The 16,090-nt window shown below is 59.2% G+C and carries 16 protein-coding genes; 11 read left to right on the top strand and 5 right to left on the bottom strand.

Annotation, left to right across the window (positions count from 1 at the left end; translation table 11 throughout):
- Nucleotides 1-79: 79 nt before the first annotated feature.
- Genes F0311_RS08845 through F0311_RS08835 form a run of 3 tightly spaced genes read right to left on the bottom strand, consistent with a single transcriptional unit; the run spans nucleotide 80 to nucleotide 3,842 of the window.
- Nucleotides 80-598: a DoxX family protein gene (locus F0311_RS08845; protein ID WP_150461561.1), complete on the bottom strand. Its 519-nt coding sequence runs from the start codon at nucleotides 596-598 to the stop codon at nucleotides 80-82.
- A 32-nt stretch (nucleotides 599-630) separates the two neighbouring features.
- Complete coding sequence (locus F0311_RS08840; protein ID WP_150461560.1) at nucleotides 631-2,136, bottom strand: amidohydrolase family protein; 1,506 nt, start codon at nucleotides 2,134-2,136, stop codon at nucleotides 631-633.
- Between the two features lie 35 nt (nucleotides 2,137-2,171).
- Nucleotides 2,172-3,842, bottom strand: a complete 1,671-nt coding sequence (locus tag F0311_RS08835) for a carbon starvation protein A (RefSeq protein WP_396897432.1) — start codon at nucleotides 3,840-3,842, stop codon at nucleotides 2,172-2,174.
- A gap of 318 nt (nucleotides 3,843-4,160) precedes the next feature.
- Here F0311_RS08835 and F0311_RS08830 point away from each other — a divergent pair, with 318 nt between their 5' ends.
- The 4 genes from F0311_RS08830 to F0311_RS08815 are packed head-to-tail and all read left to right on the top strand — an operon-like array spanning nucleotide 4,161 to nucleotide 7,695.
- On the top strand, nucleotides 4,161-5,420 hold the full coding sequence (locus F0311_RS08830; RefSeq protein ID WP_150461558.1) for a CaiB/BaiF CoA transferase family protein: 1,260 nt from the start codon (nucleotides 4,161-4,163) through the stop codon (nucleotides 5,418-5,420).
- Nucleotides 5,417-6,304: a citryl-CoA lyase gene (locus F0311_RS08825; protein ID WP_150461557.1), complete on the top strand. Its 888-nt coding sequence runs from the start codon at nucleotides 5,417-5,419 to the stop codon at nucleotides 6,302-6,304. The genes F0311_RS08830 and F0311_RS08825 overlap by 4 nt, the downstream gene beginning before the upstream one ends.
- Before the next feature lie 3 nt (nucleotides 6,305-6,307).
- Nucleotides 6,308-7,333 carry a DODA-type extradiol aromatic ring-opening family dioxygenase gene (locus tag F0311_RS08820; protein WP_150461556.1) on the top strand — a complete coding sequence of 342 codons (1,026 nt, stop codon included), beginning with the start codon at nucleotides 6,308-6,310 and terminating at the stop codon, nucleotides 7,331-7,333.
- On the top strand, nucleotides 7,330-7,695 hold the full coding sequence (locus F0311_RS08815; protein ID WP_150461555.1) for a hypothetical protein: 366 nt from the start codon (nucleotides 7,330-7,332) through the stop codon (nucleotides 7,693-7,695). The genes F0311_RS08820 and F0311_RS08815 overlap by 4 nt, the downstream gene beginning before the upstream one ends.
- Nucleotides 7,696-7,778: 83 nt before the next feature.
- On the opposite strand, the gene F0311_RS08810 is transcribed toward F0311_RS08815, so the two are convergent.
- Together F0311_RS08810 and F0311_RS08805 are read right to left on the bottom strand one after the other, a co-directional pair.
- Nucleotides 7,779-8,630 carry an IclR family transcriptional regulator domain-containing protein gene (locus F0311_RS08810; RefSeq protein WP_150461554.1) on the bottom strand — a complete coding sequence of 284 codons (852 nt, stop codon included), beginning with the start codon at nucleotides 8,628-8,630 and terminating at the stop codon, nucleotides 7,779-7,781.
- A 315-nt stretch (nucleotides 8,631-8,945) separates the two neighbouring features.
- Entirely contained in the window at nucleotides 8,946-10,250 is a 1,305-nt protein-coding gene (locus tag F0311_RS08805) for an alpha/beta fold hydrolase (RefSeq protein WP_150461553.1), read from the bottom strand.
- A 101-nt stretch (nucleotides 10,251-10,351) separates the two neighbouring features.
- Here F0311_RS08805 and F0311_RS08800 point away from each other — a divergent pair, with 101 nt between their 5' ends.
- From F0311_RS08800 to F0311_RS08770, 7 genes are all read left to right on the top strand, one after another.
- Nucleotides 10,352-11,011, top strand: a complete 660-nt coding sequence (locus F0311_RS08800) for a GntR family transcriptional regulator (protein WP_150461552.1) — start codon at nucleotides 10,352-10,354, stop codon at nucleotides 11,009-11,011.
- A gap of 39 nt (nucleotides 11,012-11,050) precedes the next feature.
- Nucleotides 11,051-11,455, top strand: coding sequence for a carboxymuconolactone decarboxylase family protein (locus F0311_RS08795; RefSeq protein ID WP_150461551.1), 405 nt, complete (start codon nucleotides 11,051-11,053; stop codon nucleotides 11,453-11,455).
- A gap of 146 nt (nucleotides 11,456-11,601) precedes the next feature.
- A complete protein-coding gene (locus F0311_RS08790) occupies nucleotides 11,602-12,645 on the top strand; it encodes a TRAP transporter substrate-binding protein (RefSeq protein WP_150461550.1) in 1,044 nt (347 codons plus the stop codon).
- A gap of 2 nt (nucleotides 12,646-12,647) precedes the next feature.
- Complete coding sequence (locus tag F0311_RS08785) at nucleotides 12,648-13,217, top strand: TRAP transporter small permease (protein WP_150461549.1); 570 nt, start codon at nucleotides 12,648-12,650, stop codon at nucleotides 13,215-13,217.
- On the top strand, nucleotides 13,217-14,488 hold the full coding sequence (locus tag F0311_RS08780) for a TRAP transporter large permease (RefSeq protein ID WP_150461548.1): 1,272 nt from the start codon (nucleotides 13,217-13,219) through the stop codon (nucleotides 14,486-14,488). The genes F0311_RS08785 and F0311_RS08780 overlap by 1 nt, the downstream gene beginning before the upstream one ends.
- A complete protein-coding gene (locus tag F0311_RS08775; protein WP_150461547.1) occupies nucleotides 14,485-15,324 on the top strand; it encodes an IclR family transcriptional regulator in 840 nt (279 codons plus the stop codon). Before F0311_RS08780 ends, F0311_RS08775 begins: the two co-directional genes overlap by 4 nt.
- Nucleotides 15,317-16,069 carry an SDR family NAD(P)-dependent oxidoreductase gene (locus F0311_RS08770; protein WP_150461546.1) on the top strand — a complete coding sequence of 251 codons (753 nt, stop codon included), beginning with the start codon at nucleotides 15,317-15,319 and terminating at the stop codon, nucleotides 16,067-16,069. The genes F0311_RS08775 and F0311_RS08770 overlap by 8 nt, the downstream gene beginning before the upstream one ends.
- Nucleotides 16,070-16,090 lie beyond the last annotated feature (21 nt).

The following is a 16,090-nucleotide window of genomic DNA, read 5'->3' as shown; positions in this document are numbered from 1 at the left end:
GGACCTGAGCTCTAGTAATAGCAGAGAAATGGAAGACAAAACTTGGCCGCGAACTGAAGTGGGGTTCCCTTGGTCAAGCTCACTGCTGGCTGCGGCGAAGGACTGCAGCGAAAGGCAGGGCGGTGAGCACAGCCAGGACGACGACGCCGCAGCCCACCCATAGCGGGGGAGCAGCCACGGTGCCCCACCGTTCCACAGCATCAGCTAGCGCCGCATCTGCGGAGAGCCCCCCGGCTCCGGTGAACCCCAGGACCGTGGCAGCCGCAGCCAGCACATAGGGGTACTCCCCTCCGCCGGCCACATTCCAGAAGCTCCCGGAGTTCAGGTGCATGGTCAGACCGGCAACCCCCATGGTCCCGGCGGCCATCAGCGCCCCGAGCGGGGTGAGGAACCCGGTGAGCAGCAGCGCTGCAGCCAGCAACTCGGAGGCACCGGCCGTAGCCACCAGGGTCCGACCCGGGCGCAGCCCCAGCGAAGCAAAGATCTCACCCTGCTTTGTTAGCCCGTTGCCGCCGAACCAGCCGAACAGCTTCTGCGTGGCATGGGTGAACAGGATCAGTGCTAACGCTACGCGCAGCAGAAGCAGCCCCACCTCCACGGCCTACCTCCTGCTCATCTCAGAAACCCTGCTCATTCCGGACGCCCGCCGCCCTGGGCCACATGGGTCTGGTCGGTGCGGTACTCGGTGTAGGTGTAGGGGTTGTCCAGGATCTTGGTCTCCGGGACCTCCGGGCACATGCCGGCCTCCCACTCCTGCTCGCCCAGCTCACCGCGCACATACTCCACGGTCTCCTCCACCGTCCGGCGCACTTTGGCCAGGTCCACATCCACCAGCTTGTGCTGGTGCTTGACGATCTTGCCGTCCACCAGCACAGTGTGCACATCCCCGCGCTGGGCCTGGAACACCACGTGGCCGTGCGGATTGAGAATGGGGAACATGGCAGGGGAGTCGTCGTTCTTGATCATCACCACATCGGCCTTCTTGCCGACCTCCAGTGAGCCGATTGTATCCTCCAGGCCCAGGGCTTTGGCGCCCCCGCGGGTGGCCCACTCCACCACCTCGTCGGCTCGCAGGCCCAGGTTGGTGCAGGTGTCGCCGGTGGCGTGGTGCTCGAAGTGCTCCCGTGCCCGGTCTGCGCTCAGGGTGGCGCGCATTGAGGCAAAAGCATCCCCGCTCCACCACACCGAGGTGTCCACTGACAACGAGAGCGGTACACCGTACTTCCGCAGTGCCCAGGCGCTGGGGTAGCCCTGCCCGCAGGAGGACTCGGACTCCGAGGACACCGAGGCCGATCCGCCGGTGGCAGCGATCCGCTGGTAGGAGTCCTCAGACAGGGTGGCGGCATGCACGTAGACGTTCTTCTCATTCATGAACCCGTGCTCATGCATCAGCCGGATGCCGTCGTCGTTGGTCGCGCCCCACACGCCGGCATGGGTGGTCACGCCAACCCCCAGCTCACGGGCCACCTCGAAGGCTGCCTTCTCCGGGAACTCCGGGTCTCCGGTGACGTCGAAGGCCAGCTGGAAACCGAGAGAAGAATCCCCCAGCTGCCCGCCTGAGCGCGGAATCCGGCGCTCCACAAAATCACGGAACTGGGGCGACGTCGTCCATTCCCAGGGCCCGGCGTGGATGTTCCCGTAGGCGAAGACAAACCGGCCTTCAACCTCTTGCAGGGCATCCACCGCGGCGTCGGCGTGCTCCACTGTGGAGAGTCCGTGCGACCAGTCCACACTGGTGGTGACCCCGGCGTCGATCGCCTCCACAGCGGAGAGCAGGTTGCCGGCATAGATGTCCTGGGGCCGGAATTTCTTGCCGTGCTCCAGGTAGTTCCACACGAAGTACTGGGTCAGGGTCCAGTCCGCACCGTAGCCGCGCATGGCGGTCTGCCACATGTGCCGGTGGGTGTCGATGAACCCGGGAACAATGATCCCATCGGCAGCGTCGATGACCTGGGTGTCCTCCGGCGCCTCAAGCCCCACACCGACCGCTTGGATGGTCTCGTCCACGATCAGCACGTCCGCGCTCTCCAGCACGGATCGTTCGGCATCCATGGTGAGTACGGTGCCACCGCGCAGCAGCACGGGCGTGCCTTGGCGAGAATTGACGACGACGGGATGCTCAGCTGCAGTGCTCATAACGGCCTCCTAGGGGTGAAAAGTAGGTGATAGGGTTACTCGGTCCTGCTCCCGACCAGCTGTTCGGCCAGGTCCTGTGCCTCGGTCTCCTTAGGCTCGTGCCGGGCCCGGTTCATCGCGGCCACGGATTCGATGAATGCCCAGAGCGCGGTGACCAGCACGATCACGTTGAGCGTGAGCAGCAGCCAGTTCTGCTGGGACCAGAACTCGCCCAGCTGCTGGGTCAGGGCCAGGGTGGACATCACCAGCACAAAGCTCATCGGGATGATCACCGGCCAGACCATCCGGCCCTTCTTGATCAGGATCACCACCAGGATGGACATGGTCACCGAGGCGAGGATCTGGTTGGTGGTGCCGAACAGCGGCCACAGTGTCATGCCGCCGGTGCCGTCGGCCCCGGTGGAGAAGGCCAGGGCCAGCCCGATCACCAGCACCACAGCGGTGGCGGCCCACATGTTCAACCGGAAGCCCATCACCTGGGCGATCTCCTGGACCACAAACCGTTTCAGCCGCAGTGCGGTGTCCATGGAGGTGGCGGCGAAGAGCACCACGATGGTGGCCAGCAGGGTGGCGGACAGTCCGGACTCCAGACCGATGCCCCGAGAGACGATATCCGCACCGCCGGCGATGAACGCCGGTGCGCCCCCGGCATTCCACTCGCTGTAGAGATCGCGCCATTCGGCCACGGTCTGGAATCCGGCGGAGACCGCGATGATCGAGCCCAGGGCCAGCAGTCCCTCACCGATGGCCCCGAAGTAGCCTACGAATCGGGCGTCGGTCTCCTTGTTCAGCTGCTTGGAGGTAGTGCCGGAGGCGACAATTCCGTGGAACCCGGATATCGCACCGCAGGCGATGGTGACGAACAGCAGAGGGATCATCGAGGGTGTGCCCTCCGGCACCGAGTCGTTGATCACTGGGGCCACCACATCGGGCCGGGCCAGGAGCACCGATCCGTAGATCACGCCCAGGGCGATGAACAGCTGGACGCCGTTGATGTAGTCGCGTGGCTGCAGCAGCACCCACACCGGCAGCACCGAGGCGATGGCCGCGTAGATGAAGATCAGCACGATCCACTGGCCCTGCTGCGGGAGGCCGAGGAAGGTCTCCGGCAGCACTACCGGGATTTCGTTGCCCACCCAGATCAGTGCGTAGAGGATCGCTACGCCCACGGCGGTGACCAGTACTAGGTTCGTTCGGAGCTTGTAGATGGCCATGCCCACACCCAGGGCCACGATCAGTGCGCCCCAGCTGGGGATCACTGCGGTGGGCTGGTCCACTAGCAGCCCGGACATCAGCACTGCGAAGATCGTGATGGTCATCACCAGCATCAGGAAGATCACTGCCAGGAACATGGTGCGTCCGCGCTTGCCGATGTACCGTCCGGAGAGTGTGCCCACGGACTGGCCCTTGTTGCGGTTGGAGGCCCAGAGCGCTCCGAAGTCGTGCATGGCTCCGATGAACACCGCGCCGATGGTCACCCAGAGGAAGGCCGGCAGCCAGCCCCAGATGATCGCGATGGCAGGCCCGGCGATCGGTGCCACCCCGGCCACTGAGGTGAAGTGGTGGCCCCAGAGCACAAACCGGTTGGTGGGCACATAGTCCACCCCGTCGCGGTAGGTGTGGGCGGCGGTGACGAACTCATCGTTGAGCTGGTAGATCCGGCGGGCCAGGAACTTCGAGTACAGGAAGTAGCCGGCCAGCAGCATCCCGACTCCCACCAGGGCGAGGACGGTGGCATTTGGTGATTCCACGGGGATCTCCTTATAGGCTGCGCCGGCACTCGGCGCGCAACAGTGGTCCAGATCATGTGACTGCCGTCACGATAACACTATGTCCGTAGAGTGGACAAGAGTCCGCTAATGAAATTCTGAACTCACTCTGCGGACAGATTTTTCTTCTGGAAAGCGGTGAATTCTGCGTAGTGACGCGCCTTGACACGAGGCTTGCGATGATGTGAAGCTACTCACAAGCAAGTGCGGACAATAGTCCGATCAGCGGTCAACTCTCCTGAGAGGAGATCACGTATGAACCCCCAGAAGCACGACCCTGACGTGGCCCACTCGGATGCTCACGAATCTGTGCAGGACCCGGACCACAGGGAACCAGCCGCCGCAGCACTTCCGCTGGAAGGCATCGTGATCGCTGACTTCTCCCGGGTGCTCGCTGGGCCCTATGCCACCATGCTGCTGGCTGACCTCGGCGCTGAGGTCATCAAAGTGGAAGGTCCCGGTGGGGACGACACTCGCAGCTGGGTGCCGCCGCGCCGTCCGGACGGGGTCTCCACCTACTACGCGGCCATCAACCGGAACAAGAAGTCAGTGGTGCTGGACTTCAAAGACCCCGAGGATCTGAAGACCGCGCAGGAGCTGGCCAAGAGCGCCGATGTGATCATCGAGAACTTCAAGCCTGGCGGGCTGGCCAAGTTCGGCCTGGGCTATGACACCATCGCCGCAGAGAACCCCACCGTCATCTACTCCTCGATCACCGGGTTCGGCACGCAGGGCAAGGGTGCCAAGTATCCCGGCTACGACCTCATTGTCCAAGCGATGTCCGGGCTGATGAGCCTCACCGGGGACCCTGAGGGGCCGCCCTATCGGGCCGGCATCAGCGTGTTCGACGTCATGGCCGGCCTGCACTCCACCATCGGCATCCTGGCCGCACTGCGTCGCCGTGACCACACCAACGAGGGCACCCACGTCGAGGCCAGTCTGATGGCCTCAGCCATGTCCGGGCTGGTCAACCAGACACACGCCTATGTGGGCGGCGGGGTCACCCCCATGCGGATGGGCAACGCCCACCCCTCCCTCTACCCCTACGAGGCGATGCCCACCGCTGACGACGATGTGATTATCGCCTGCGGCAACAACACCCAGTTCGCCCGGTTCTGCGACGTGCTGGGCATCCCGGAGATTGCCGAGGACCCCCGGTTCGCCGATGTGGGCGACCGCACCGACCGCCGCGAGGAACTGCAGCCCATCTTGGTCGAGGCATTGTCCAAGAAAACCGCAGCTGAGCTCTTCGAGGAGCTCAACGTTGTCGGAGTGCCCTGCGGGCCCATCAACACCATTAAACAGGGCGTGGAGTACGCTCAGGCTCTCGGCCTGAACCCGGTGGTCCAGGTGGGCGGTGGCGAGCAGGCAGTTCCCGGTGTGCGGCACCCGTTGAGCTTCAGCGGCGTCGTCGGCTCCTTCGAACCCCGCTATGAGCTGCCGCCGCCAGCTCTCGGCGAGCACACCGAGGAAGTCAAACAGTGGCTGGCCGTCCGGAAGGAGAATGCCTCATGACAGACCCCGCCAACCCCTCCTACCCCACCTCACTGGGAACCTCCACCGTGGAGGAGATCAGCCTGATGGGTCTCTCGGTCTCCGAGGACCTGATGGGCAAGGTCGGGTTCGCCGAGCTGGCCTTCTGGATGACCGCCACCCGGCGCCCCACTCCCGGGGAGCTGCGCACCTTCGAGGCGGTGCTGGTGGCCCTGGCCGACCACGGTTTCACCCCCACCGCGATTGCCGCCCGGCTGACCTATCTCTCCGCGCCTGAGTCCATTCAGGGGGCCATCGCCTCAGGGCTGCTCGGCGGAGGCTCGCGGTTCCTGGGGGTCACCGAGGACACCGGCAAGTTCCTGCACCAGGTATTGGAGAATAACGACGCCGTCCCACCCACCACGGATACCCGATTGAGCCGAGAGAAGACCGGCACTGGTGCCAGGTCTTCCGAGACGAGTGAGTGGTACCAGCGAAGCGATGCTGAGTTCGACGAGCTGGCCCGCACCGCCATCACTGAGGCACGTGCGGCCAAGAAGATCGTCCCCGGACTCGGGCATCCGGTGCATAAGAAGGGGGATCCGCGCACCCCGAGGCTGATCCAGATCGCTGAGGAGGGCGGGACCCGCGGTCCGCACCTGAAGCTGTTCGAGGCCATCGGCCGGGTCAGCGAGGAGGTGCTGGGGCGCAAGCTCCCGCTCAACGGTGCTGGAGTCTGCGGGGCTGCGCTCGCCGACTTGGGGCTGCCGGTGGATTTCCTGCGCGGCTTCGCTCTGTTGGCTCGCACCGCGGGGTTGCTGGGTCAGATTGCGGAGGAGCGCCGAAACCCGGTGGCGAACGATATCTATATGCATGTGGACCGGAATGCCGAGTTCATTCCGATTGAAGATCAGCAGGAGGACTAGAGCATGGCCGAACTCACCGCGGTGCTGGCCAGCACCCACCATCCCTTCTATTACAAGGCCACTACCTCGCCGCCGGATGAGCGCCCGCCTTATGCCGGTGACTGGCAGCGCAAGGTGGAGGCCTATCGCGAGACGCTTATTGCGGCCGACCCGGACATCCTGGTGATGGTCGGCGCCGACCACTTCCACCAGCTGTGGCTGGACAACTACCCTCAGTTCCTGATCGGCCAGGCCGAGCAGTACGATGCGACCTTCTACAACGAGGAGCGTGAGTTCGGCATTCCCAAGTTCCTGCTGCAGGGGGACGTGGACTTCTCCCGGTACATGCACCAGGAGCTGATGAACCAGGAGTTCGACTTGGCGGTGAGCCATGAGCTGAAGATCGACCACTCGATCATCTGCCCGATCATCACCGTCCGTCCTGAGGCGGATCTGCCGGTGGTGCCTATCTACACGAATATCTTTGTGCCCCCGCTGCCCAGCCCTAAGCGGTTCTATGAGCTGGGCCGAGCCATCCGTCGTGTGATCGACTCCTATCCCACGGAGAAGAAGGTGGTGGCCATCGGCACCGGGCACCTCTCCCTGGAACTCGGCGGTCCCCGGCAGTTCGGTGAGCACGGACCCGATCCGCTCTTCGACGCCGATGCCATTGAGTGGCTCTCCACCGGCAACGCCGAGGCGATTTTGGCCAACGTCACTCATGAGTCCATGTCCGGGGTGGGCAACGCCACTCACGGGTTTATGGATCTGCTGCTGATGATGGGAATTGCCGGGGAGGGCGAGCATGCCGACTATGTGGATCAACTGGACCTGTTCCACACTCGGGAGATGTACATCACCTGGTATCCGTATAAGAACCAGAAGCAGGCGGAGGCCGCGACGGCTGCTGCGGAGGTCTCCGATGCCAGCACCGGTCCCATCTATGCCAACGACGCCGTGTGGGACCAGTTCCGGGAGGAGAAGCAAGAGAGCGAGCAGGGGACCGGCGCGGACGCTCTGTCGGCCGTGGGGGAAGGGAGCGAACGGTGAGCAGGTACTACGTCAACAAGTTTCTCTACACGGTGGACAGCGACCCCAAGTGGGTGGCGGCCTATAAAGCCGATCCACGCGGCACCATTGACCGTTGGGAGGAGGAGGTCGGCCAGTGGCTGACCCCTTCGGAGAAGACCAGCTGGTTGAGCTTCACCGAGGAGGAGCGCGAGGCCCTGGCCACCCACAACTATGTGTGGCTCTTTGAGCACGGGGCGCACTTCTTCCTGAACCTCACCCTGTTCATAGCCCTCTACGACCAGGAGTACACCGCCCGCTCCGGTCCCCTGTCCTTCCAGCGTGAGATGGCCGATAAGCTCAGCCCCTGGGTGGGCAAAGAGTACCCCTCGGTGGCGCTGTAATATCGCTCCGGCGCGCGCAGGTCGCGCTCGGCTCTCGGCCGCGTGCGGTGGCCGCGGCCTTCGCACCTGAAGTCTCGCAGGCACTAGGGGCCTGCGGTTGTTTGCCGCGGTAGCGGGGGTCGGCCCCGGTCAGCTCCTGCGGACTGATGCGGTTCGGCCGGCAGGGACTGCCAGCGTGTCCAATCGGCTTCCACGGCTGCTGCTGCCTCTTTGAGGCGGGGCAGGTGGTGTTCCACCAGGGTCTTGACCGGTGTTTCTGCGGCGTGGACCGTGGTGTTCATGGCTGCGCGGACGGTGCCGGAGGAGTCCCGGACAGGGACTGCGATCGAGCGGATACCGCGGGCCAGTTCCTCGTCAGCAAGAGCCCAGCCCTGGTCTGCGACTTTATCGAGTTCTTCGAAGAAGCTCTTCTGATCCCACTGGATAAGGGGAATCACTGGCGAGGCTGAGGGCTGGGAGAGCCGCTCGAGCACCTCACGCCGCTCCATCTCAGCGAGCAGCACCTTGCCCTGCGAGGTGGGTGGTGCGGGGAACTTGGTGCCGATGTCTACCCGCAGGCTGATGAGCTTGGGCACAGCCACGCGGGTCACGTAGACGATGTCCGGCCCGTCCAACTGACTCATGGAGGAGGACTCGCTGGTGGCGGAGACCAGGTCTTTCAGATGCGGTCGGGCTACGTCCCAGAGGCCCAGGGAGCTGACGTACGCCATGCCCAGCTCTAGGACCCGCGGGGTGAGCTCAAAGTGCCCGTTGTCTGCACGGATGTACCCGAGCTCTTCCAGCGTCATGAGGATTCGTCGCGCGGTGGGGCGGGCCAGATCGGTGCGCTGCGCCACCTGACTCAGCGTCAGCTGGGGGTATTCCGCAGAAAAGGCTTTGATGACGTTCAGCCCGCGCGACAGCGCCTCAATAAACTCCGGCTTCCGCTCCGCCACAGGACACCTCTTCCCTACGCAAACTCAACCCGGATGCCCATCCGGCTATCGATTATCCGAGTCTACCGTTTGGGTGTCCTACTTACCGGGATTACATAGTGAAGCTGAGCTGGAGTATGGGCGATTATCGTCCTGCGGGGTGAAGCCTGTTCTCAGGAAGTTTGGGCTGCTGCTAGCTAACTGAGTCCGCTCAGTCACCGGACAACCCGGCACCAAGAGATCTTTTTGACCCGAAGGAGGGGAAGGTCATGTAGTAAGGCCATGCTGATTCCGATGAAGCCTGCTCTTTATAGAAGAGAATGACTGAGCATCCTGTCAGCTATTTGAGGCGATGACCTCATGAAGAACTGGCAGAAGATGAGTCCGGAATAGTGAGTAGTTTTCACTCATAGGGAAATGTCCAATTCTTTCCATCGTATAGCCGCTAGCTCCTGTTATTGCCTCCCGTGCTGCATCAGTGTCAGAAGGAGTGCAGGCATGGTCATACTCCCCTGTAAGCAAATAAACGGGGCAAACCGAGGTGTCTATCTGCGCTGCTTTACCCCGAAGATCGAAGTCTTCGGAGTAGAAGTACGTATCCCCGCGATAGATACCCGGTCCCCCTTGGCTATAGATCCATCGTGTTTCGTAGTGCTCATCCTCCGGGCCGTGGGGAGCCATGAGGCTTGCTGTCCAGGTATGGATCACTTGTTGAGCATTGATGCTGGGGGAGAGCGGCCAGTCCTGAAATCTGCCTTGAAGTTTGAGCGCGCCGGAGAGACCAATCACGCCTCTCCACCGATGCGGCTGTCGCCGCGCCAACTCAAGTACTAGAGATCCAGCCATCGAACATCCGAGCACTACTGGACGTTGCAGGCTCAAAGTATCAGCAAAGTCCTCGACGAGAGAAGCATAAGCATCAGTTGTGAGGCGATACTCCTCCTGCCACCACTTTGTTGAAGGTAAGGATTTCCCGTGTGCTGGGAGATCGAAGGCAATGACTCTGAATTGACTAGTGATGTCGGAATCGTTCAACAGGTGCCTGTACTGGCGGGAGTCCGCCCCAGCTGTGTGAAGAGCCAGAAGAACGGGGAGATGGGGGCGATTGGGATAAGAGTCTTCAAAATATATACGGTGCTCTTTCCCGCCCGAAGAGAAATGAACGTATCTCCCTACTACCTCTTCGAAGACTGGCTTATTAGAGAAAGACTGTGAAGCCGTTTTTTTAGGCACTTGCTCATCGTGGTCACGCAGCAGTTGAAATAAGCGGTTCACAGTAGGAAGGTGCCGGATGAAGGCCTGCTGACCTTTTTCGATGACGATTCCGTCCGTCTGTTTAGTGAGCGAAAGAATGTCATGTCGGCGCGGCTTTGGAGACGGATCGACTAGCTCTGCCCACGTTGATGAGTTTCCCCGTAGCACGATCAAATCTAGTGGTTTTAGATGCGTACCGTCAGTCCCTGAGCAAGAGGGAATGCGTTCATTCAAACTGATGAGCTTCCCCCTGTCCCACTTGATGGCGATCCAGTTGTCGACATCTTGGACAAGCTCTAACTGGAATGTGGATAGCGCTCCAGTTCGCTTCAGTTCGCTGTCCTGGCTGGCTGAAGTAATCCATCGTTGAAAGTCGAGCTGTTCCATGGTCTCCTCTTTGCATGATCATCATCTCGTATGTTGACAATACGATAATACCGTCGGATACTGTTGCCTGCATCACATGATCGAATAGAAAGTTTGAGGACATGGTTCCAGCACTTCAGCGAGAGGCAGCCCCTCTTCGCTCTCAGGCGACTTCCTTCATCAGGCAGCAAATAGTTAGTGGAAATTACTCACCGGGACAGCGTCTTGTGGAGAAGCAGTTGGAGGAGGAGTTGGGAGTGTCGCGAACTGTCGTGCGTGAGGCGCTCCGGCAGCTAGAGACGCAGAAACTCATCACGCTAGATTCGCGAAGTGGCCCCAAGGTCGCGGTTCTTTCTCGGAATGATGTGGGCGCTCTGTACGACGTGAGAGCTGCGCTCGAGGGAATGGCTGCACGGCTGGCCGCGGACCATGCCACCGAAATTGAGGTGAGGAAACTCTATCGTCTTTTAGAAGAGTTTAGAAACAAAGGAAATGCAGATGATACGGAGGGATTGATCTCTGTTAAAGATGAATTTTATTCGATGATTATAGATATTGGTGACAATGAAGTTCTGGATGATCTGCTTGAAAATGTCCAGTCACGTATAGCTTTGCTTCGCTCTTACACCCTTGGAGTGCCTGGGCGAGTGCAGCGAAGCTTTGAGGAGTTGTCTGGGGTGGTCGAGGCGATTGAGGCCCATGATGCTGAGTTGGCGGAGCGTCGCAGCCGTGAGCATGTCAATGCAGCGAAGTCAGTGGCGCTGACGAGGTTTGCTAGCTAGCAATTTGTCAAAATTTGTAAATAAAATAGAAAGGATAAAATGAGCGACGAATCCCAGAAATATATTGACAGTATGGCAGAGACTCGGGGCTATGTTCTGGACTATCACAAGGTGATGGCAAAGAATGATTTTGAGGTGATGAAGGCTGCAAACAATGTGGTTCATGCTGCCTATCTGAAGCCAAGGCTGCTCGACAGGGGGGTCAAGGAGTTGATCTTCATTGTAAGCCTGACTGTGATGCGAGCGCCGAAACCTCAGATTAGGAGCCATATTCGAGTTGCCCTGGACCTGGGGCGCTCGGCACAGGAAATTCTCGAGGCTATTGAGATTGCCTTGCCGGAAGCTGGGGTAGTTGCTTTTCAGGCGGGGGTCCAAGCGTGGCGTGAGGAAGTCGACGCAGACACTCTTGAACCCACTGTGTCAGTAGCAGATGGGCGGGGGTGAGTGGTTCCTCGGCCTCAATTCCCGAGGAGTTGCTTCCAATGTGTTGACAATCACAGTAGGAGTGCCTAACATCACATTAGAAGTGGAATAGCATTCCGATCACCGGAATTACTGTCAATTAGTTCCTAAAATCAAAGGAGTCAAAGATGACACTCGTGCGGAAGAGCCGCATTGTTGCACCGGGCGTTGCATTAGTGGCCGTTACAGCTCTAGTGGGGTGTGCATTCGGCACTGATGAGGAAGAAGCAGAGAGTGTGACTCTCGATCTGGCCCATACCTTTCCAGAAACCTCAGCTGTTCACAGCGGGGCGACTGCTCTAGCCGAAAGAGCTCCCGATGTGACGGACGGCCGGGTGAACTTTACTGTCTACCCTGGGGGTCAGCTCGGTGGCGATGAAGAGATGGGGGCGGGCCTGGCCAGTGGCGACCTCCAGTGTGCTTTCATTGCCGTCGCGCCCTCTGGGTTGGACGACCGTTTACAGTTGTCGTTCCTGCCGTACATTGTGACGACCTACGAAGCAGCTGATGAGGTCTTCTTCAGTCCTGAGGGAGTAATCCAAACCAATGAGCGTGAAGTGCTCGATGAGCTCGGAATTACCATGCTGGGTTTCTATGAGAACGACTTCCGCGGGATGACCAACAGCATCCGCCCGATTGAGAGTCCAGAGGATCTTCGGGGGCTCAGCTTCCGAGTGCCTGGTCTTCCCATGTATATCGATCTCTTCGAAGAATGGGGCGCAGACCCGACTCCAATACCCTTTCCTGAGCTCTATACCGCACTGCAGCAGGGCACAGTGGATGGCCAAGACAACGGCATCGTTCTCACTTATAATTCTGCTTTCCATGAAGTTCAGGACTACCTCACACTGACACGTCACGGGTACGGTACGGGCAATGTCTCCTGTAATACCGAAGTTTGGGAATCACTGGGCGAAGAGGATCGGGAGGTGCTCTCTGAGCTTATCGATGAGATCTCACTGGAAGTGACGCAGGAGGTCCGTGACTCTGTCGACGAACGACTCGAAGAACTAGAGGAAGACGGACTAGAGATCATCGAGCTCTCTGAAGAGCAGATGGCTGAATTTGTCGCGATTCGTGACGTGGTCTGGGATGCCCAGGAAGATACCTTTGGAGCAGAACTGCTAGGACAGCTGCGCCAAGAGGCAGATGCTGCTGCTGAGGATGCTTAGCCGTGAGAGGAGTCGAGATCGCTAGGAAGCCGGTCCCGATTCTGGACCAAGTGCTCAGAATCCTGGACCACTTCCTGCGGGTTGTGCTGACAGTTGGGTTTGGGATGATCCTTGTGGTCACATTGGTGCAGATCGCTGGTCGGTATGGCTCCTTCCCGACAATGGCTGGAGCTGATGAGATTGCTCGGTACTTAATGGTCGGAACCACTTTTCTGGCCTTACCAGTATTGATCAACTCCAAACTACAGATCGCTGTAGGAGCACTCGCAGATTTCTTGCCCGAAGGAATGACTCAGGTGTGGCTCCACAGGACGATCTTCATCATCGAAGGGCTGTTCTACCTAGCATTCTCAAATTTCACTTTCCTCACGCTGGAGAGTTACCAGCGGACAGGCCAATCATCTGTAGAACTCTCGATCCCACTCACGTGGCCATTTGCCACGATGGTATTAGGTGCAGGACTTGGCGGAATTTTCAGTATTTGCTTGCTGATCAGGACCTTTATTCGCCCTGGAGACTACGCCGACAAAACAACAACAGGTTTTCCAGGGTCCCAAGGAGTTGAGCGCTAATGCCCGTAGCAGCAGGAGCGGTACTGCTCTCCATTATTCTAGGTGTCTCCGTTGCTGTAGCCTTTGGGATCGGAGCCTTTATATACTTTATATCTACCGGTACAAATCCTGGACAGGTGCCTACCGTAGCGTTTAGGACTCTTGACTCTTTTACTTTCCTGGCGATTCCTTTCTTTCTGCTTGCTGGGTCGATCATGCAGCAAGGTGGTGTATCTAAGAGACTCATTGATTTTGTCAGCATGTTTCTGGGGAGGGTTAAAGGAGGTCTAGGGGCGACCGTCACAGGGGCTTGTGGGTTATTTGGATCAATCTCCGGTTCTTCCGTTGCGACAGTTTCAGCCATCGGACGGATCATGTCGGGCGAGATGAGCCAACGCGGATACCCTAAGGCTTATATTGGTTCACTGGTGGCAGTATCAGGAATTATTGGAACACTTATACCACCTAGCGTTCCCATAATCGTTTACGCTGTGGCAGCAGGTGTGTCTATTGCTCAGATGTTCCTGGCAGGAGCAGTGGTCGGCATTTTAGTTGCCATAGCGGTGATCATTTACAACTTCATCTGGGCCCGCGGCAAAGATCTTGATGATTTAGGTGCGAAGATTGCAACGGAGAAACGTGCCTCAACTTCAAGGCGAATTGGTTCAGCTGTCCCAGCATTGATCATGCCAGTAATTATCCTTGGCGGTATTTACTCTGGGATGTTTACGCCAACAGAGTCTGGCGCCATCGCCTGCGCCTATGGGTTGTTTATCGGAATCCTTATCTATCGAGAGATGAAGCTGACAGGAGTTGGAAATGCGATTCTGAATGGATTATTGATGACCGCTCCCATCCTTTTGATAATTGCTATGGGTGGCGCTTTTGCAAGGGCAGTTGTGCTCTCTGGTATTCCTCAGCAGATAGCGAATATCATCCAGGAGTGGGGAGTATCCCCATGGGTTCTTCTCATCTTGTTGAATCTGCTGCTATTTGTGGTTGGAATGTTCATAGAGGAGAACACTGCAATCGTTATTCTGGTACCGTTGCTGTTACCGTTGACGAACGCTATGGGAATCGACCCCATCCATTTCGGGCTGATCATGGTTCTCAACCTTGGTATGGGTTTGGCTACACCACCTTTTGCCCCGAACCTCTTTGTCGCTGCTTCGGCAACTGGCGCTAAGTTCCACACGATGGTGATCCCTACTGTGAAACTCCTGGTCTGTGCAGTGTTGCCAGTGCTCATCGTCGTGAACGTCTTCCCCGGCCTGACAACGTTTATGAGATGAGGCGAATGGGACAGGAAACAGTAACCTCGGGTAACGCTGGACAGCTCACCGGTACGGTTGCGCGTGCAGTTCGTGTATTAGCTGCGGTAGTGGATACTGGGCGACCTGTGAGTGTATCGGCAGTCGCCAAGAAGACAGGTCTTCCCCCCTCCACGACACACCGACTGCTTGGATTGTTGATGCAGGAGGGAATGGTCAAACAAGAAGGTGACCTACAAGCGTACTCTGTAGGGGTCGAGGGTTACCGTATTGCTGCGAGAACGTTGGCCACAGTAGATCTGCCAAGAATGGTGCGCCCGATACTCAAGGAGCTTGCTGCTCACTTTGACGAGACCGTCATCTTCGGCCTCTACTCACATGCCACCTCATCTGTGTCGTTCGTGAGTCGGGCAGACGGAAACCACGTACTGCAGTATCGGATCGAACTCAACAAACCCACAGCTTTGCTCTGGGGAGCATCCGGCAAGTCCGTCGCCGCGTATCTGCCTGAGAACGAGTTAGATCAGGCCTATGAGAGTGAGCGGCAGAAGGCCACAGCTGGTGACTCAGCCAGTGGAGTGACACTGCCTGACCCGGCTGTTCTGAAGCGTGAGCTGGCTGCGATTCGCAGCCAGGGTTATGTGGAGACAAAGGGGGAGAAGCTTCCCGGCGCCCACGGCGTCGCAGTGCCGGTCTTCAGCCCTGGCGGGGTGGTCGGATCGATCACCCTGACCCACCCGAAAGAACGATCCCCACACGGTGAGCCATCAGAAATTCTCAACGCCTTGAAGGACGCCTCGCGCCGCATCGGCGAGTTCTTCGGCGCCCCCCATCAGGAGGAAACCAAGCATGGATAGTTTCAAGGGAAGACGAGTACTGATTACAGGAGGTGCTAAGGGCATCGGTCACGCCTGTGCCCAGACTTTCGCAGACTTGGCAGCAGAAGTCCACGTTCTTGACATCGCTGCGCCGGAGGAAGCCGTGGAAGACGTGCATTACCACGATGGTGACCTCCGGAGTCAAAGCTCGGTGGAGGCTGTGCTGCAACAGGTGCAGGAGATCTCTGGCGGGCTGGACCTTCTGGTGAACAACGCCGGAGTCAGCTTCGTGGGAGGAGTGGAAACCGGCACTGACGAGGAGTGGCATTGGCTCTGGGATATCAATGTGCTCGGCTTCGTGCGGGCCACCCGGGCTGCGCTTCCGCTGCTGCGCCAGGCTAGTGCACCGGCCATCGTCAATATGTCGTCCTGCACTGCCACTTCGGGTCTGCGTCAGCGGGTACTGTACTCGGCCACCAAAGGTGCGGTGGAATCAATGACCCGGGCCATGGCGGCCGATCTGGTCGCTGAGGGCATCACGGTCAACGCCGTGAACCCCGGCACGGTGGACACCCCCTTCATGTCCGAGCTGGCAGCGCGAGCCGAGGATCCTGCTCTGTGTCGCCGGCAGTTTGAAGAGCGGCAGCCCACAGGCCGCATGGTCGCACCCCGGGAAGTAGCGCAGGCCGTGGCGTTCCTGGCCCATCCGACTATGCGCTCCACTGTGGGCAGCACCATCATTGTGGACGGCGGAATGGCCGGACTGCACATTACAGAGGCGTGAACACCTAATACATTTAAGGAG

Origin of the sequence: Nesterenkonia ebinurensis (genome assembly GCF_008711175.1) — a bacterium.
GTDB lineage: Bacteria > Actinomycetota > Actinomycetes > Actinomycetales > Micrococcaceae > Nesterenkonia > Nesterenkonia ebinurensis.
Note: the sequence above shows the minus strand (reverse complement) of the source record. Positions and strands in the feature narration are given on the sequence as shown.